The organism is Allobosea sp. Leaf344, from assembly GCF_001426225.1.
In the GTDB taxonomy this organism is placed as follows: Bacteria; Pseudomonadota; Alphaproteobacteria; order Rhizobiales; family Beijerinckiaceae; genus Allobosea.
On sequence record NZ_LMRT01000013.1, the window covers coordinates 343,411 to 361,151 of the forward strand.

17 protein-coding genes and 1 tRNA gene are annotated in these 17,741 nt (G+C 63.8%); 16 read left to right on the plus strand and 2 right to left on the minus strand.

Annotated features, from left to right (window positions below):
• Window positions 1-45: 45 nt before the first annotated feature.
• Both ASG72_RS10325 and ASG72_RS10330 read right to left on the minus strand, forming a co-directional pair.
• Window positions 46-528, minus strand: a complete 483-nt coding sequence (locus ASG72_RS10325; protein WP_056711765.1) for an SRPBCC family protein — start codon at window positions 526-528, stop codon at window positions 46-48.
• On the minus strand, window positions 525-884 hold the full coding sequence (locus ASG72_RS10330; RefSeq protein WP_056711767.1) for a metalloregulator ArsR/SmtB family transcription factor: 360 nt from the start codon (window positions 882-884) through the stop codon (window positions 525-527). Before ASG72_RS10330 ends, ASG72_RS10325 begins: the two co-directional genes overlap by 4 nt.
• A gap of 134 nt (window positions 885-1,018) precedes the next feature.
• Here ASG72_RS10330 and ASG72_RS10335 point away from each other — a divergent pair, with 134 nt between their 5' ends.
• From ASG72_RS10335 to ASG72_RS10395, 16 genes are all read left to right on the plus strand, one after another.
• The gene (locus tag ASG72_RS10335; protein WP_056711769.1) at window positions 1,019-1,444 is read left to right on the plus strand and encodes a secondary thiamine-phosphate synthase enzyme YjbQ; all 426 of its coding nucleotides are present in this window, start codon (window positions 1,019-1,021) and stop codon (window positions 1,442-1,444) included.
• Window positions 1,445-1,513: 69 nt separating this feature from the next.
• Window positions 1,514-1,795 (plus strand): HlyU family transcriptional regulator, encoded by a 282-nt coding sequence (locus ASG72_RS10340; RefSeq protein WP_056711771.1) that lies wholly within the window; start codon window positions 1,514-1,516, stop codon window positions 1,793-1,795.
• 235 nt (window positions 1,796-2,030) lie between these two features.
• Window positions 2,031-3,818 (plus strand): EAL domain-containing protein, encoded by a 1,788-nt coding sequence (locus tag ASG72_RS10345; protein ID WP_156395891.1) that lies wholly within the window; start codon window positions 2,031-2,033, stop codon window positions 3,816-3,818.
• Window positions 3,819-3,932: 114 nt separating this feature from the next.
• A complete protein-coding gene (locus ASG72_RS10350) occupies window positions 3,933-4,493 on the plus strand; it encodes a type 1 glutamine amidotransferase domain-containing protein (RefSeq protein ID WP_056711775.1) in 561 nt (186 codons plus the stop codon).
• Between the two features lie 178 nt (window positions 4,494-4,671).
• Window positions 4,672-5,898, plus strand: coding sequence for an MFS transporter (locus ASG72_RS10355; protein WP_056711777.1), 1,227 nt, complete (start codon window positions 4,672-4,674; stop codon window positions 5,896-5,898).
• 50 nt (window positions 5,899-5,948) lie between these two features.
• Window positions 5,949-6,650 carry a hypothetical protein gene (locus ASG72_RS20700; protein ID WP_156395892.1) on the plus strand — a complete coding sequence of 234 codons (702 nt, stop codon included), beginning with the start codon at window positions 5,949-5,951 and terminating at the stop codon, window positions 6,648-6,650.
• A 58-nt stretch (window positions 6,651-6,708) separates the two neighbouring features.
• The gene (locus tag ASG72_RS20705; RefSeq protein ID WP_156395893.1) at window positions 6,709-7,776 is read left to right on the plus strand and encodes a hypothetical protein; all 1,068 of its coding nucleotides are present in this window, start codon (window positions 6,709-6,711) and stop codon (window positions 7,774-7,776) included.
• Window positions 7,777-8,015: 239 nt separating this feature from the next.
• The gene (locus ASG72_RS10360; RefSeq protein ID WP_056711780.1) at window positions 8,016-9,041 is read left to right on the plus strand and encodes a methionine synthase; all 1,026 of its coding nucleotides are present in this window, start codon (window positions 8,016-8,018) and stop codon (window positions 9,039-9,041) included.
• A 124-nt stretch (window positions 9,042-9,165) separates the two neighbouring features.
• The gene (locus ASG72_RS10365) at window positions 9,166-9,534 is read left to right on the plus strand and encodes a hypothetical protein (RefSeq protein ID WP_056711782.1); all 369 of its coding nucleotides are present in this window, start codon (window positions 9,166-9,168) and stop codon (window positions 9,532-9,534) included.
• A complete protein-coding gene (locus tag ASG72_RS10370; protein WP_056711787.1) occupies window positions 9,527-9,940 on the plus strand; it encodes an acyl-CoA thioesterase in 414 nt (137 codons plus the stop codon). Before ASG72_RS10365 ends, ASG72_RS10370 begins: the two co-directional genes overlap by 8 nt.
• 155 nt (window positions 9,941-10,095) lie before the next feature.
• A complete protein-coding gene (locus ASG72_RS10375) occupies window positions 10,096-11,259 on the plus strand; it encodes an ABC transporter substrate-binding protein (RefSeq protein WP_056712569.1) in 1,164 nt (387 codons plus the stop codon).
• 37 nt (window positions 11,260-11,296) lie between these two features.
• Window positions 11,297-13,708 carry a methyl-accepting chemotaxis protein gene (locus ASG72_RS10380; RefSeq protein WP_056711790.1) on the plus strand — a complete coding sequence of 804 codons (2,412 nt, stop codon included), beginning with the start codon at window positions 11,297-11,299 and terminating at the stop codon, window positions 13,706-13,708.
• Window positions 13,709-14,161: 453 nt separating this feature from the next.
• Window positions 14,162-15,448 (plus strand): HEPN domain-containing protein, encoded by a 1,287-nt coding sequence (locus ASG72_RS20710; protein WP_156395894.1) that lies wholly within the window; start codon window positions 14,162-14,164, stop codon window positions 15,446-15,448.
• Between the two features lie 84 nt (window positions 15,449-15,532).
• Window positions 15,533-15,608, plus strand: a tRNA-Ile gene (locus ASG72_RS10385).
• 278 nt (window positions 15,609-15,886) lie between these two features.
• The gene (locus tag ASG72_RS10390; RefSeq protein ID WP_156395895.1) at window positions 15,887-17,137 is read left to right on the plus strand and encodes a hypothetical protein; all 1,251 of its coding nucleotides are present in this window, start codon (window positions 15,887-15,889) and stop codon (window positions 17,135-17,137) included.
• Window positions 17,134-17,715, plus strand: coding sequence for a protein-S-isoprenylcysteine O-methyltransferase (locus ASG72_RS10395; protein ID WP_056711797.1), 582 nt, complete (start codon window positions 17,134-17,136; stop codon window positions 17,713-17,715). Before ASG72_RS10390 ends, ASG72_RS10395 begins: the two co-directional genes overlap by 4 nt.
• Window positions 17,716-17,741 lie beyond the last annotated feature (26 nt).

Below are 17,741 nucleotides of genomic sequence, written 5' to 3' on the forward strand. Positions count from 1 at the left end.
CTCGGGGCCGGCTTTTTGCGTATCGGCCAGGCTGGTCGCGCGGGGCTACATGCCCTTGACCAGCGCCACCAGCTGGTCCAGCGCCGTGCCCCAGCCCTGCTGGAAACCCATCGCCTCGTGCTGCGACTTGCCCTCCGCGTCCTTGTGCAAGGCGCGCGCGGTATAGAGCGTGCCGGTCGCGGTCGGTTCGATCTCGATCGAGGCCGTCATGAAGCCGGAACCCAGCGGGCGGTAGCCCGGTCCGAGCGCATCGGTGAAGACCAGCAGCCGGTTGGGAATGATGAAGAGGAAGCAGCCGGTATTGTCGTGCTTCTCGCCGGCCGGGCCCTCCATCACCGTTCGGAACTTGCCCCCGGGGGTCAGATCGATCTCGCAATGGCTGGTGCGCCAGGGCGCCGGCGTGAACCATTGCGTCAGCAGCGCCGGCTCGGTCCAGGCCCGCCAGACCAGATGCGGCGGCACCGCCACCTCGCGCTTCAGCTCAAGATCGAGGGCGGGATCGAACTCAGTGGCGGGCTCTCGGGTCATCGCGTTTCCTTTTCGTTGAGTTGCAGGACCAGGCGGTCGAGCTGGTCGAGCCGCTTGGTCCAGAGGGTCCTCTGCGCCTCGAGCCAATGGCCGGCTGCCGCCAGCGGCTCCGGCCGCAGCGTGCAGGTGCGCACCCGGCCGGATTTATGGGTCGAGACCAGCCCGCTCTCCTCCAACACCTTGAGATGCTGGAGGAAGCTCGGCAGCGCCATTTCGAAGGGCCTGGCGAGATCGCTGACCGCCGCCGGACCCGCGACCAGCGCCTGGACGACGGCGCGGCGCGTCGGATCGGCCAGGGCACGGAATGTGTCGTCGAGACGGGACGGGGTCGGGTTGAAGGGCGGTGCGAAGGACATGAGCCACCCTAGCCCGCCGGAAATAGTTAGGTCAATGCCTAACTATCAGCGGCCCGGCTCGTGCGCCGGTCAGCGCCAGCCTTGCCGTCCGCCCCGCGACGCGGTCAGATCGCACTTCCAAGGAGCGAGACATCATGGCGCTGCAAACCATCCTCGCGCTGCAGACGCGCGGACCCGGCCTCTACGAGGTGACGGCGGAGGTCGAGCGCTTCCTGCGCGATGCGGCGGTCGAGACCGGGCTGCTCACCCTGTTCGTGCGCCATACCTCGTGCTCGCTGCTGATCCAGGAGAATGCCGATCCCGATGTCAGGCGCGATCTCGGTGCCTTCCTGCGCCGGCTGGTGCCGTCTGCGGACGACCCCTCCATGGCCTATCTCGTGCACCGCGCCGAGGGGCCCGACGACATGCCGGCGCATATCAAGGCGGCGCTGCTGCCGGTCAGCCTCTCGGTGCCGATCCTCGACGGGTGCATGGCGCTCGGCACCTGGCAGGGGCTCTATCTCGTGGAGCACCGGCAGGCCCCGCACCGGCGCGAGATCGTGCTGCATCTCGGGAGCTGAGATTCCGGCTCCGGCTTGGCAGAGGGGAGGGGAGGCGCTACCTCTCGATCGATATCAGCGGGGTGCAGCATGTCGTTCTGGAAGAAACTGTTCGGCGCCGGTGGCGCCGCCACGCCGGCGGGCCCGCTGAAGAGCATCGAGCACAAGGGCTTCACCATCCACGCCACCCCCTATCAGGAGGGCGGGCAATTCCAGCTCTGCGGCATCGTCGAGAAGGAGATCGCGGGCGAGCGCAAATCGCACCGCTTCGTCCGTGCCGATCGCTTCCCCAATGCCGAGGAGGCCGCCGATTACACCCTGATCAAGGGTCGGCAACTGGTCGACGAACGATCGGATGCGCTGTTTTCCTGATTTTATGGCCTCGTCGGGTCGCGTTTGAGCGACGGTGAGGCGGAAAGAGCATCTCTCCCGCTCCTGCGGCGGGTCATGGTTTCCGTCATCTTCGGTCGTCGAGCCGGGTGCGTCTCGACTATCGCGTTTGTATTTTAATGACGCTACGTCAGAGAGATCTCTGAATTTAACCGTTGCTTCATGGAATCGGCGTCAGATCGCGTGTGGTCCACCCCTCGCTTATGTGCCGCCGACCATGCCGCAGGCTTGCGCAGCAAAGGTTTCAGAGTCTCGCCCGGTCGATGCCGGCGATCATGCCGCCGTGCAGGCGCTCAGGCGTGTCGCGGAAGGCCTGGCCCTCGCTGCGCCGAGGCCGGCTCCGCCTGACCCGGCCCGGCTCGCCGCCGTGCTCGAGGCCCTGCCGATCGGCGTCTATCTGGTGGATCGCGACGGCTTCGTCACCTATGCCAATGCGGCGGCCACCGGCCTGATCGGGCGCCCCGTCGCCGGCGCCAGATGGTGCATCACCGACAGGCTGTTCGCCTCCGACGGCACGGCGATCGCGCCCGGGGAGGGGCCGATGGCGCAGGCGCTGCGCGGCGCGGGCGCACCCCTCGAGCCGGTCGAGACGATCATGGAGCGCGAGGATGGGGGCCGCGTCGCGCTCCGTCAGCATCCGACGCCGCTCTTCGACGCGGCGGGAACGCTGGTCGGCGGGTTCAACCTGCTGGAGGATATCAGCGCCAGCAAGCAGATCGAGGCCCGGCTCGCTTTATCCAACCGCCGCGACGGGCTGACCGGGCTGCCGAACCGGCTGGCGCTGGGCCAGGACCTCTCCGCCCATATCCAGGCGGCGGAGCAGGACGGGCAGAGGTTCGGCCTGCTGCGCCTGGACATCGAAGGCTTCAAGAGCCTGAACGACGCCTTCGGCCCGGGCTGCGGCGACGCCGTGCTGGTGGAGGTCGCGCGGCGGCTGAAGGCGGGGCTGCCCGGCGCGGCGATCTGGCGCTCGGGCGGCGACGAATTCGTCGTCGTGGCGCGGCTGGACCAGGAGCGCAACGGTGCGACGGGGCTGGCCGAGCGGGTCGTGTCGCTGTTTCGCACCCCGTTCTGCCATGGCGGCCGGGCCGTCCCGATCGCGATCAGCGGCGGGCTGGCGCGGTTTCCCGAGGATGCGGCGGACGAGACGCGGCTGGCGGCCGGCGCGAACCAGGCCCTGCATCTCGCCAAGACGACGGAGCGCGGCTCGATACGGATGTTCGATCCGCGGAAGCAGGCGCTGGCCGAGGAGCAGCGCGCCCTGCGCCAGCAGCTGCGCCTCGCCATCGACACCGGGCAGATCGGGATGGTCTATCAGCCGCTCTTCGCGAAGGATGGATCGATCGCGGGGTTCGAGGCGCTGGCGCGCTGGCGACATCCGGTGAAAGGCGAGATCGCGCCGGCGGATTTCATCGCCGAGGCGGAAGCGGCCGGGCTGATCGCCTCGCTCGACAACCATATCCTGCGCAGCGCCTGCCGCGAGGCGGCGAGCTGGCGCAATCGGCTGTCGATCTCCGTCAACATCTCCCCGCTGGAATTCCTGACAGGCGACCTCACCGAGCGGGTCGAGGCCGTGCTGCTGGAAACCGGGCTCGACCCGGAGCGCCTGGAGCTCGAGATCACCGAGAGCATCATGGTCAGCGACGCCGAGAAGGCGCTGGCCGCGCTCGGCCGTCTGCGGGCGCTCGGCATCGGCATCGCGCTGGATGATTTCGGCACCGGCTATTCTTCGCTCTCCTATCTCCACCGCTTTCCCCTGACGACGCTGAAGATCGATCGCAGCTTCGTCGCCAGGCTCGGGGAGACGCTGGAATCGGTCGCGATCACCCGCGCCGTCATCCAGCTCGGCCATGCGCTGGGCATCCGGGTGGTGGCGGAGGGGGTCGAGACGCCGGAACAGCTGGATTTCCTGATCCAGGAGGGCTGCGACCTGACGCAGGGCTATCTGCTCGGCCGTCCGGGGCAGGCGCAGGACTATGCCGGCGCGATGGGGCGTCCCGGCTGAGCTCCGGCCGCGCCGGTGGCGGTGATTGGCCGCACCCGGGCGATCTGACGGAACGGACGCAGCCGGCGCGGGTTGTCGGGGCATCACCGCTTTCAAACCGCAAGGAGGCCGCCGATGAGCGCGCTGTCAGGCAAGTCCATTCTCATTCTCGCCACCCATGGCTTCGAGCAGTCGGAGCTCGAAGTGCCGCAGGCCAAGCTGAAGGAGGCCGGCGCCACGGTGCATGTGGTCTCGCCGGAAGCGGGCGAGATCAAGGGCTGGGACAAGAAGGATTGGGGCCGGGCGGTGAAGGTCGACAAGGCCCTGGACCAGGCCAGCGCCGCCGATTACGACGCCATCGTGCTGCCAGGCGGGCAGATGAACCCGGATACGCTGCGCGCCAACCCGCAGGCGCTGGCGCTGATCAAGAGCTTCTTCGAGCAGGGCAAGGTCGTCGCCGCCGTCTGCCATGCGCCCTGGCTGCTGATCGACACCGGCATCGCCAAGGGCCGCCGCCTGACCTCCTACAACACGATGAAGCAGGACATGATCAATGCCGGCGCGCAGTGGGAGGATAGCGAGGTCGTGACCGACAAGGGCGTCGTCACCTCCCGCAAGCCCGATGATCTGCCGGCTTTCGTCGCCAAGATCATCGAGGAGATCAACGAAGGCAAGCACGAGCGCCGCGCCGCCTGAGCCGGCAGCGCCGCCGTTCTCGAGAGGCCCCGCTCCGCCGAGCGGGGCCTTTTTCGCGAGTCCGACCGGCTGCGGGCGCCGGCTCGCCCTGCGCCGCCGGCGCTTGCGGCGCGCTCTGCGGCTGCTAATCCTCAATCCGAGAATGCCGTTCCTGACAGCGGCCGGTCGAGGAAACACCATGCCCCAGGATGCGCGCTATGCGCCGGATTCGCCCTATGCCTGGCTGCGGCTGGCGGTGACGCTGCTGGTCGGCAGCGTCGCCTGCGTCGGCACCTGGTCGGTGGTGGTGGTGCTGCCTTCGGTCCAGGCCGAATTCGGCACGCTGCGGGCCGGCGCGTCCCTGCCCTATACCTGCGTGATGATCGGCTTCGGCGTCGGCAACATCGTGATGGGCCGCATCGCCGACCGTTTCGGCATCGTCGTGCCGATCGTCATGGGCGCGCTGATGCTGTGCATCGGCTATGTGCTGGCCGGGCTGTCGCAATCGCTCTGGCAGTTCGCGCTGGCGCATCTCGTCTTCGTCGGCTTCGGCACCGGCGCCGGCTTCGCGCCGCTGATCGCCGATCTCTCGCATTGGTTTCGCCGCCATCGCGGGCTCGCCGTAGTGTTCGGCGCCTCCGGCAGCTATCTCGCGGGGGTGATCTGGCCGCAGCTGATCACCTGGGGCGTCGCCCAGCATGGCTGGCGCATCACCCATATCGGCATCGGGCTGGCAGCGCTGGCGGTGATGCTGCCGCTCGCCTGGTTCTTCAGACGGCGGCCGAGCGCGGAATCCATGGCGGCGGCGGAAGCCTCGAGTGCCGGGGCCAGGGGCGATCTCGGCCTGAGCCCGCCACAGTTGCAGACGCTGCTGGCCGTGGCGGGCTTCTGCTGCTGCGTGGCGATGGCCATGCCGCAGGTCCATATCGTCGCCTATTGCGCCGATCTCGGCTATGGCGTCGCGCGCGGCGCCGACATGCTGTCGCTGATGCTGCTGCTCGGCATCGTCAGCCGCATCGGCTCGGGCTTCGTCTCAGATCGCATCGGCGGCGCCGCCACCCTGGCGCTGGGCTCGCTGATGCAGGGCATGGCGCTGTTTCTCTATCTCTGGTTCGACGGGCTGACCTCGCTCTATATCGTCACCGGGATCTTCGGCCTGTTCCAGGGCGGGATCGTGCCGATGTATGCGGTGATCATCCGCGAATATCTGCCGCCGCGCGAGGCCGGGGTCCGGATCGGCATCGTCATGTCGGCGACCATCCTCGGCATGGCCTTCGGCGGCTATGTCTCGGGCTGGATCTTCGACCTGTTCGCCTCCTACCGCATCGCCTTCCTCAACGGGCTGGCCTGGAACCTCGCCAATCTCGGCATCGTCTGCTGGCTGATGCTGCGGGCCAGGCCGCGGCAGGGGCTGGCTATGGCCTAACTTCTTTGATTTTGTTTGAGGGCACCTTTTCGTGTGATTCGAGACCCGCTGTGCATATCTCAAACGAGCATGACTTCGCCCGGTGGGCTAAGACACTCCCCCCGCATTTGCGGAAGCGTGCGTCTGCTATCATTGCAATTCGAGCTGCTGCGCGGGTTTTCCCCTTACTCGCCCACGAGTTACGGCTGGCCGACGAGCCGGAGCAGAAGGAAGCCGCTGCTAACAGCAACGTTTTACCTGCCGTTCTATATCTTCAACGTGCCTATTCATCCGAGCAAAATCGTGAACGCTATGCCCCTTACAATCACTACCGATTTGCATCGGCTTACCCTGAGCATACGGCGAGTTCAACTTTCAGAGTAACTTGGGCCGCACAGGCGGCGGCGGAAGTGTCATCCTTTACGGAGAGAGCTTATGTATCGTCAGTGCGAGCCGCCAGTTCTGCTATCGAGCGATCCGTTTCTGCTGCCGCTTCGATCAGGAGAGTGTTGGCAAGACAAGCGATCCTACAAGCAGAAGCTGACATTCAATTCTTTATTGATTCGAAGTTCAACTTAGAAGCCTTGTTTCATGAGCAGCTTTGGACAAATTCCGAGGCGCGTGTAGATTTTGATAGGTTTTGGAATGAACTTCGTAGTTATCTTATAAATATTGATAATAATTGGGTTGTTTGGACAGATTGGTACGACGGGATATTTCGAGGTTATATTCCATACAATGTGTCCTTGTCGGTGTACAAAAAAAATAATTAGCGACATTTCAGGTGTCGGAGAGACTGGATGGCGTGGTGGTCATGAGACTGTCAATACGTTGGCTGCTGAAGTGGTCAGGCAGTATGGCGGGGATTTGACTGCTGTTCTCTCAGATAAATCCGAAGACGTTATTCTGGAAAATATACCAAGCCAGGGCGTTGGTCCTCATTTTGAAGTCAGTCAGGACTTCGTGATTGATCGCGTTGATCCGCCGTACAGCCTCAGCGCGAATGAATATTCGAGGATTACTGAAAAACTGCAGCCTCTAGTTGTCAAGTCAGCGAAAGATTTATCGGTCAGGCTGATAGGAAATCAGTTTCGAGAGCTTCATGATGCAGTTTCAAAATATATAGATTTATTGGACAAAAATGATCTTCGTCTCATCGCGTGGAGCGAAGTCTGGGGGATGGGAGTAATAATCCGTAATATATTGGACGCTTCGGAGCGGCATATTCGTGACAGAATGCTTCCTGAGTTGGAGGATCCTGCGAAGGCAGCTATCGAAAGCCTCCTCACGCTGCATGGCCCAATGATACTTTCGACGCGTGACGGGCAGGAGCTTTCTGATCAATCCAGCTTATTCGATAAAGGTCGCGCAGAGCGAGCCGTTCTCAAAGAGGCGACCGAGGAGATTGCAGCTGCTGTGTCTCGGAGAACTGACATTGCGACAAAATCGGCTGCGGAGACTGTCGCAAGCGCGGCCGACGCTATGGCGGAAGGGAGCCATCCCGAGCGCGGAGCTGTTTATGGACTGGCAAGCGTCCGAAATGTAATGATTCCGCTGGTGGCAGCCGCCGTGGTTACTTCGCCATCAACATTAGGATATTTGACTATGGGCCAACCGGGGGCTGTAATTGCTACTCCTTTCCCACTTGTTGCCGTGGAAGGGCTAAAGAAGAGCCCCCAGTTTATGTCTTTTATAAGTGCGCTAGGTTCGAAATTCGACGATGCATTCGAAAAGGATCCATTATTGTGGCTGCGTGAAAGTGCGCGTAGACTAGCACCGTTTCGGAGTTTTTTTATTGAAAATAAAGATAGCTTGCTAAAAATCACATCCAAGACGCCAGAACTGAGATGGTTAGAAAAATATATTAGACTTATTGAAGAGGATACTTCAATTAATTAGAAATTGTCATTGGGAACCGAAGAGATGTTAATTTTGTAGATCATGTCTATTTAAATGGGAACTGCAGGGTCACGCGGGCGCGGCTTCTGCAGAGGTCCCCGTGTCTGAAGGGGCTGGCGATCGCGTAAGTCGTCTCGGCACTTCGCATTCCGACATGGTCTTTTGCGAAAGCGGACATTGACGCTAGAGAGTCGCTGACCAATCTCGCGTCAACGACCGAAAGACCAGAGGGAAACGCCATGCTCTTCACCACCATCGCCGGCAGCCTGCCGAAGCCGCTCTGGCTGGCGGAACCCGAGAAGCTCTGGGCGCCGTGGCGGCTGCAGGGTGAGGCGCTGGAGGAGGGCAAGCGCGACGCGACGATCCTTTCGATCAAGCTGCAGGAGGATGCCGGCATCGACATCGTCGGCGATGGCGAGCAGGCGCGGGTGCATTTCGTGCACGGTTTCCTGGCCAATCTCGACGGGATCGATTTCGAGCGGAAGACCGTGATGGGCATCCGCAACAACCGCTACAAGGCGGAGGTTCCGACTGTGACCGGGCCGATCCGCCGCAAGGGCTCGGTGCACGGCATGGAGGCGCGGGCCGCGCGGGCGCATACGACGCACAAGCTGAAATTCACGCTGCCGGGGCCGATGACGATCGTCGACACCATCGCCGACGCGCATTACGGCCGCCGCGAGGATCTGGCCATGGCCTTCGCCGCCGCGCTGAACGAGGAGGCGCATGAGCTGCAGGCGATCGGCGTCGACGTGATCCAGTTCGATGAGCCGGCCTTCAACGTCTATATGGAGGAGGTGCCGGATTGGGGCATCGCCTGCCTGGAACGCGCGGCGCAGGGGCTGACCGCCACCACCGCGGTGCACATCTGCTATGGCTACGGCATCAAGGCGAATATCGACTGGAAGGCGACGCTCGGCGCGGAGTGGCGCCATTACGAGCAGACCTTCCCGGCGATCGCGCGCAGCTCGATCAAGCAGGTCTCGCTCGAATGCCGCAATTCGCGCGTGCCGCTGGATCTGATCAAGCTGCTGGACGGCAAGGATGTGCTGGCCGGCGCCATCGACGTCGCCTCCAACGCGATCGAGACGCCCGAAGAGGTGGCGGCGACGATCCGCGACGTGCTGGCCTATGTCGCGCCGGAGAAACTCTTCCCCTGCACCAATTGCGGGCTGGCCCCGATGTCGGGCCCGGTCGCCTATGGCAAGCTCGCGGCGCTCGCCGCCGGCGCGGCGCTGGTGCGCAAGGAGCTCAGCGGCCGCTGAACCTCCCGCTGCGGCAGGCTGACGTCGCGGAAACTAATGCGCGGGTCCGGCGCCTCGGCTAAGCTGCCGGATGGCCGTCGGGCGGGGCGAATGCACCCGCCGGGCGGCGACCGCAGGGATAGCCATGGCGACCGTCACCCGCTTCGAGAATCGCAAGGACCCGATCATTCCCGCGCGCCGCTTCGCCGCGCGGCTGGCGCGGGCGATGCTCCTCTGGTGCGGGCTCGCCGGGATCGGCATGGCGATCGGCATCACCGGCTATGCCACGACAGAGGGCATGAGCTTCGTCGACGCCTTCGTGAATGCGGCGATGATCCTGTCCGGCATGGGCCCTGTGACCGAACTGAAGACGGTGGGGGGCAAGGTCTTCGCCGGATTCTACGCGCTGTTCTCCGGGCTTTTCGTCGTGGTGGCGACCAGCATCATACTGGCGCCGGTACTGCACCGTGTGCTCCACTCCTTCCATGTCGACGAGGGGAGACGCAATGACTGAACCGATGCAGGCCGCGGAGACACCGCGGGGCGAGTTGACCGTGCGGGTGAACGCCATGCCGGCGGACACCAATGCCAATGGCGACATTTTCGGCGGCTGGGTGATGTCCCGCATGGACGCGGCCGGGGGCATCGCCGGCGTCGACCGGGCACAGGGCCGGGTGGTGACGGTGGCGGTGGAGGCGATGACCTTCATCGCGCCCGTCAAGGTCGGTGACGTCCTCAGCGTCTATACCGAGGTCGAGGCGGTCGGCCGCACCTCGATGAAGATCCATGTCGAGGCCTGGGCCCGGCGCTTCCGGACGACTTTGCACGAGAAGGTGACGGATGCGACCTTCACCTTCGTCGCCATCGACGAGGAGGGTCGTCCACGTCCGGTGCCCAAGAGTCAGGTTCTCGGCGCATGAACGAAGGGGCCACCAAGTACTAACGAGATATAAAGGAGCCGGCTTTGCTATTGATTCAGAAGAATCCGGGCGCTTAAACTTTTTTTAAGCGCGGCTCCCCCATCGTATCGTCCGACCGGCATAGACCGGTGCAGAAAACGAAGGGGAAATACGGAATGCTGAATCGCCGCGATCTTCTGTCTGGCCTTGCTACCGGCGCTGCGGCGTCGTTCTTTCCGCTCGGGGCGCTGGCGAATGTCGGGGTGAGCGCGGACGCGATCGTCCTCGGCCAGGCCGCCGTGTTCGAAGGCCCCGCCAGCGCGCTCGGGCTGGGCATGCGCGACGGTCTGCTCGCGGCCTTCGGCGAAGCGAACGCCAAGGGTGGCGTCCATGGCCGCAAGCTGTCGCTGATCGCCGAGGATGACGGCTACGAGCCGAACCGGTCGATCGACGCCACGAAATCCCTGATCGCCAAGAACGTCTTCGCGCTGGTCGGCCCGGTCGGCACGCCGACCTCGATGGCGACCCATGCCCTGGCCAAGGATGCCGGGCTCCCCTTCATCGGCCCCTTCACCGGCGCCGAAGGTCTGCGCGACCCCTATCTGCCGCATGTGGTCAATGTCCGCGCCTCCTATTTCCAGGAGACGGAGGTCTGGATCGAGCGGCTGACCCAGGACAGGAAGGCCGCGAAGATCGCGATCTTCTACCAGGACGACGCCTTCGGGCGCGCCGGCCTCGCCGGCGTGAAGAAGGCGATGGACGCCCGCAAGATGACGCTGGCCGCGGAAGGGACCTTCGAGCGCAACACGGTCAATGTCCGCGCGGCGCTGCTCGAGATCCGCAAGGCCTCGCCGGATGCCGTGGTCATGGTCGGGCCGTACAAGCCCTGCGCGGAATTCATCAAGCTGTGCAAGCAGGTGAAGTTCGAGCCGGTGTTCATGAACATCTCCTTCGTCGGCTCGGATGCGCTGGCCTCGGAGCTCGGCGCGGCCGGGGCCGGCGTCTATGTCACGCAGGTCGTGCCGCTGCCGACCGATACCGGCATCCCGGTGGTCAAGGCCTATCAGGCGGCGCTCGCCGCTCTGGGCGGCGACAAGAAGCCCGGCTTCGTCTCGCTGGAAGGTTATCTCGTCGGGCGCACCGTCATCGCCGGGCTCGAGAAGGCGGGCAAGGACGTCTCGCGCCAGAGCTTCATGGCCGCGCTGACCAATGGCAGCTTCGATTTCGGCGGCTTCAAGCTCGGCTTCGGTCCCAACGACAATCGCGGTTCCGATGACGTCTACCTCACCGTCATCGGCGCCGACGGGCAGTTCAAATCGGTCTCGAGCCTGACCGCCTGACCGATCTATCGATACCCTGTTCCAGGAGACACGCCTCATGACGACCGCCAAAGCATCGCCGCGGACACGCACGCCCCTGCGCATCGGGATCGCCGCCCGGATCTACGCAGCGCTGGGGGTGCTGACGGTGCTGACCATCGGTGCCTCCGGTGTGGCGATCCTCTCCTATGACCGGGTCGACGATACCGTCACCGACATGGTCGAGCGCAAGATGCCGACAGTGGAGCTCGCGCTCGAGCTTTCCCAATCCGCCACGCAATCCACGGTCATCGCGCCCCGTTTCAAGGACGTGACGACCGTGATGCAGCGGGCGAAGCTGACGCAGGAGCTCGACGGCGTGGAGGCGCGCCAGTTCGAGCTGATCCGCAAGCTCGGCACGCTCGGCGTCGCCGATTCCAAGACCGTGCAGAGCCTGGCCGACCGCCTGTCCGGCCATATCAACGACATCGGCGAGCTGAACGGCGAGAGCCTGCGCAACGGCATCCAGATGCAGGCGGCGCTCAGCCAGCTCGATCTCGCCCGCGAGAGCTTCGTGCAGGTCGTCGGGGCGGAAGCCGACGAGGCCCAGTTCAACGTGGTGATGGGGATCCAGTCCCTGCTCCTGTCCGACCCCAACGAGATGAAGGACGCCGTCGCGCGGCTCTCGGACCAGCAATTTCCGAGCTTCGACATGGCGCGCAAGCTGGAGGCGCAGGTCAACGAGCTGGTCGGGCTGGTCCGCGAGGTCTCGCAGATCGAGGATCGCGCCCGGCTCGGCACAGCCGAGGAGCGGCTGACCGCGGTGATCGCCAGGATCCGCAAGGATATCCAGCGCGCCGAGGCGGCCTCTCCGAACCCGGCCCGCAAGCGCGCCATCGAGGCGGTGATCGAGACCGGCGAAGGCTCGGAAGGCGTGCTCGAAGTGCGCAAGCGCGATCTGCAGACGCGCGCCCTGATGGCCGACGGTCTGATCGAGGTCGAGAAGGCCTCGGCGGCGCTGCGCTCGGAAGTCGACACGCTGGTCAGGTCGGCGCGGGGCCAGGCCCAGGCCGGCGCCGCCTCCTCGAAATCCCTGATCGACCAGAGCAAGGCCGTGCTGGCGGGTCTCGGCGTCGGCTCGCTGCTGATCGCGCTCGCTCTCTCCCTGTTCTTCGTCCGCCCGATGATCGTCGGCCGCCTCAACCGGCTCTGGACCGCGACGCGGGCGATCGCCGACGGCCAGCTGGAGACCAGGGTCGAGGTCAAGGGCAATGACGAGATCACGGACCTGTCGCGCAGCGTGCTGCTGTTCCGCGACAATGCCGTCGCGCTGCGGACCGCCGAAGCCGCCAAGATCGACGATGATCTCAAGGCCGAGCAGGCGCGCAAGCGGATGATGGCCGAACTCTCCGACGCTTTCGGCCAGGTCGTCGCCGCCGCCGCGGCAGGCGATTTCAGCCAGCGTGTCTCGGCGACCTTCGCCGATGAGGAGCTGAATGCGCTGGCGGATTCGGTCAATACCCTGCTCGAAACCGTGCAGAGCGGCCTGTCCGAGACCTGCTCGGTGCTGGCCGAACTCTCGGCCGGCCATCTCTCGACCCGTGTCGAGGGTCTCTATCAGGGTGCCTTCGCCGAGCTGAAGCAGGGCACCAACGGCCTCGCCAGCGAGTTCGAGAGCACGCTCGCCCGCCTCGCCGACACGGTCGCGGCGGTGCGCAGCGCCACCAGCGAGATCCTGGACGGCGTCACCGACCTCGCCGAGCGCACCAGCGAGGAAAGCAACGCCGTCTCGATGGCGACGAACCAGCTCGGCGCCTTCGCCGGCACGGTCAAGAAGACGGCCACCGACGCCGCCCAGGCGATGGGCATGGCCGAGAGCGCCGAGCTGCGCGCCCAGCAGGGCGAGAAGGTGGTGACCTCGGCGCTGGCCGCCATGCACCGCATCGAGGCCTCGTCCAGCAAGATTTCCGAGGTCATCGCGATGATCGACGAGATCGCCTTCCAGACCAATCTCCTGGCGTTGAACGCCGCCGTCGAAGCGGCGCGGGCGGGCGATAGCGGCCGCGGCTTCGCGGTGGTGGCAACCGAGGTGCGCAGCCTGGCCAAGCGCTCGGCCGACGCCTCGAACGATGTGAAGCGCCTGATCGAGGCCGCCCATGGCGACGTCAAGGTCGGTGTCGGCCTCGTCGAGGAGACGTCGTCGATGTTCGAATCCATCGTCGCCTCGGTGAACGACCTGACCGGGCTGATGAACGGCATCTCGCAGACGGCCCGCAGCCAGGCCAGCGACGTCTCCGCGATCAACACCGAGATCGACGGCATCGGCACGATGGCGCATCAGAACGCGGCGCTGGTCGAGGAGACCAATGCGGCGCTCGCGCTCACCGACGAGCAGACCCGCGCGCTGACCGAGCATATCGGCCGCTTCAAGTTCCGCACCGGCCATCTGGCGGAGGCGGATCACGAGCCGGGCATGGCCCGGGCCGCCTGAGCCGCCCGCGGCACGCCAGCGAAGCCCCTGCCGCCCCGCGGCGGCATCAGGGTTGCTTCCTCCTGTCGAGCAACGACACGCCCGATATCCGCAGGATCTCCGGCGCTTTCGAAGGTGGAGAAGGTGTGGGGTTCGCCTACACGATTAGTAGCGGGATAGGGCTGAAGCTCGCGAACCCATCATCACGCCGCGGCCGCTGGAATCGGCGGCCACTCTTCCGATCGAGCACCCTATCCGTAGCGTCGGCCACCTGCGGGAACTGGAACAGGCGAGGAGCGGACGTGGCGAACTTCGGGACCTCGTGCTGGAGCGGACGGAGTTGTGGCAGTCCCGGCCGGGACGCACTAACCCCAAACAGCTGAACTTGCACTTTGCTCGATCTTCAAAGATGGATACGGCCTCCGTGCAAGGTACCCCCGGCTTGTTTAGCTGAGAAGTTTCGGCTTATCCTGCTTGCAGGAAATGGGCGGAGCGGGCGGTTTGCTGAAAATCAGTGAGACTACAAAAGCGAAGCTTGCTGGAAACATTCGGCGCGCGCTGGCTGAAGTCGATGTCTGGTCAAATTGCTTAGTAGGGAATGTCAGTTCCTTTCAAGCACTTGATGCGAATGTCAAGCTAGACTCAGACGCCTTTAAGCTCGTCACGAATATAATCTCGGAGGATCCACTATATATATTTTTTTCTGACTGGATTGCACGAGAAATTTTCGAAAGAGATTTGGACAAAAGTCAATCGAAAGTTCCAGTAAAACTGGAATTGCTTCCCGGCGTCCCTTCTTCTGAGCACTTAGCAGAGGAAATGATTAGAGATTTCTGCCAGCTCCCATTCTCTTACAAGATTTTCTTGTCTCTTCCAGCGCCCCTGTCTGGTCTTATCCACCCGGAACAAACGGAGACGGATTATGGCGGAGGTATCAAAATCCTGTGGTGGTCGGACAAGTTAGAAAAATCGTATCCAGGTGTCATAAAGACCACTAAGGAACCAAAAGATCAAGGCTCCGCAAAATTTTTGAGCGGGAAAGAGACGGATGATAAAGAACGGCTGATGGTACTTGAGCTATGTGTCGGGGGGTTTCTCGATAGAAAGAATAATCGCTCCATTAGTGTTGATCTTGCACTCGAAAAGGTCAAATCCTTTTTTGGTCTGTGCGTGGCAACGGGGCTTTGTGGATGGGGCTCCCCGGCTCCGCGGGCTAGCTACTTTGCGGCCTCGTATCGTGTCGATAATGATCTGATAATTCCGAACAATACATGGCCCATTCCGGTTGGAGAAGATTTCGCCAGAACCTTGTCTTTATTAACGGTACCAACCTCAGATCCGGACGCACTTAGGCGCTCCCATGAAAGAATCAGAAAGGCGCACGGCTCCAGCCGATCTGAGCGGATCATGCTCGCATCAAAGTGGTTGTTTGACAGCGTGGGTGGTTTTGACCAATTATTTGCTTTTCTTCAATGTACAATATGTTTGGAAATATTGCTTGGAGAACAGAAGTACGCTGACAATCTGTCGGTTGGAGATATTCTTAGCAACCGATGTGCGTATATGGTCGGAAATAATGATGAGGATAGAGATCATATACTGAAGGATTTCAGAGAAATATATGCAGTTCGATCCGAGATTGTCCATCGCGGTAAATCGAGACTCAGCCAGCAAAACAAGATTCAATTGCAAAAACTCAGAAATTACTGCGGCCGCGTAATTCGGAAAGAGATTGATTTTCTGGCGCTACCCAATGGTTAGGTAGCCTGTTGTAACTCGAACGGCGGCGCTTCCCCGCACAAGGAAGTTGCAGGCCCTGAATGGATGAGGCATTGCGACGAGGCTGGGGGCGTCGCCAAGTGGTTAAGGCCGTCCGCTCATAACGGATTTACCGCAGGTTCGAATCCTGCCGCCCCCACCAATCTGCCCTCGAACCTGCCCTCGGCTGCCCTAAGCTATTGATCTGGGCGGTCTGCCATGGCCGCTCATAACGGTCTGGTTGCAGGTTCGAATCCTGCCGCCCCCACCATCTCCGCCACGTGACCACAGATCTTCCGCCCGGCGCTTCAGCTCTGCTGCGGATCGGCTCTGGAACGGAATTCCAACTTTCGCCATGATCCGTTAAGCATCGCGCGGGGGGCCTCGCCCCCTCGACCCGCCGCGAGAGGGCAGTAGCAGCCGGCCATGGATGAAACCGTCGTGACCAGACGGCGCGTCTATCATGTCGCGGGGTTCGATCCCGAGCCGCCGCTGGCGGTGCATGCGCGTTTCAGCCGCGGGCTCGGCCGGTTCGGCGCGGTCTGGTCGGTGTCGACCGAGGTGACGCAGCCCGTGGTCGAGGACGACCGAGCGCGCTGGCGCATCACCAGCGACGGGCCCGGCTGGCATAATGAGGCGGAGTTCCATCTGTTCCGCTGGGACGATCGGATCACGGCGCTGCATCGCAGGCCGCTGTGGCGGCGCATCCCGGAAGGAGCTTTGGCGCTCGCGGATTTCGTGACGGGCGGGGCGCTCTGGGGCTATTTCAGGCATAGCTGGCGCTACGCGCTGTTCTTCCTGTTTCCGGTGCTCGCTTTCCTCGGCATCCTCGCGCTGGCCGCCTTCATCGGCGTGCTGGCGGCGGGCTGGAGCGGCTCAGCGCTCATCGGCGGCGCGCTCGGCCTGGCGGCGCTGCTCGGCTTGTTCCTGCTGGCGCAGCGCCACATCCATCTCGGCCTGCTCTTCGACGACTGGATCTTCGCGCGCCACGTGATGCGCGGCCGGCAGGACGAGCTCGACGGGCGCATCCTCGCCGCCGGGGCCGATCTCGCCGCCGCCGCGCGATCGGGCGATTGCGACGAGGTGGTGGTGATCGCCCATAGTCTCGGCGCGGTGCTGGCGGTGCAGATCGTCGACGCCGCCATCCGGCACGAGGCCGAGGCCGGTCGCCCGCCACCGCGCCTGACTCTGCTGACGGTCGGCTCGTCGATCCTGAAACTGGGGCTGCACCGCGCCGCGAAGCGGCTGCGGGATGCGCTCGCGCGGGTCTCCGCCTGCGAGAGCGTGTTCTGGGCCGATGTCCAGGCCCGCTCGGATCTGATCAATTTTTACACCCGCGACCCCATGGCCGCGATGGGGATGCCGGGGCGCGCATCGCCGCTCGTCAAGCCGATCAGCCTGCGCAGGCTGCTCAGCCCGGAGCGCTACGGGGCGATCCGGATGAATCCCTACAAGGTGCATTGCCTGTTCGTCAGGGCCAATGACCGGCGCGCCGCCTATGATTACTTCATGCTGGTCTGCGGTCCGCTGCGCGCGGAGACGCTGATCCGGGCGCAGGAGGGCGCGATGGGCTTGATCGGCGCCGATGGTCAGCTATGCCGGGTGCCGGCCTGTGACGGCGGCGCCGTCCCGGCACCGGCCGATGCCCGGCTCGACGCAGGCGCCAAGATCGCCGGAACGGATGGACCATGACCCTCACCGTCGCAAAGATCATCTACGTCCTGCTGGCCGTCGGCTGGTACGTCATCCGCATCCCTCATGAGCGTCGGGCGAGGAAGACGCCGGTGGCGCGCAGCGCGCGCGGGCTGCGGGAGATCGTGCTGCTGTCGATCTCCTTCGCGGGGCTGGGGCTGATCCCTTTCATCTATGTCGTCACCGGCGCGTTCAAATTCGCCAATTACCCGTTCCAGCCGCTGCATGCCTGGCTCGGCGCGCTGGTCGCCGCCGGCTCGCTGCTGCTGTTCCACAAGACGCACCGGGCGCTGGGGCGCAACTGGTCGGTCTCGCTCGACCTGCGCGACAGCCATAAGCTGGTGACCCATGGCGTCTATCGCTATGTGCGCCACCCGATGTACTCGGCCTTCTGGCTGTGGGCGATCGCCCAGGCGCTGCTGCTGCCGAATTTCGTGGCGGGCTTTTCCGGCCTGCTCGGCTTCGGGACGCTGTATCTTCTGCGCGTCGGCCAGGAAGAACAGTTGATGATCGAGGGATTCGGCGCGGAATATACCGACTATATGTCGCGGACCGGGCGAGTCATTCCCTGGCTTTGATCAAACCTTACCCGGAGTCGGGCCCC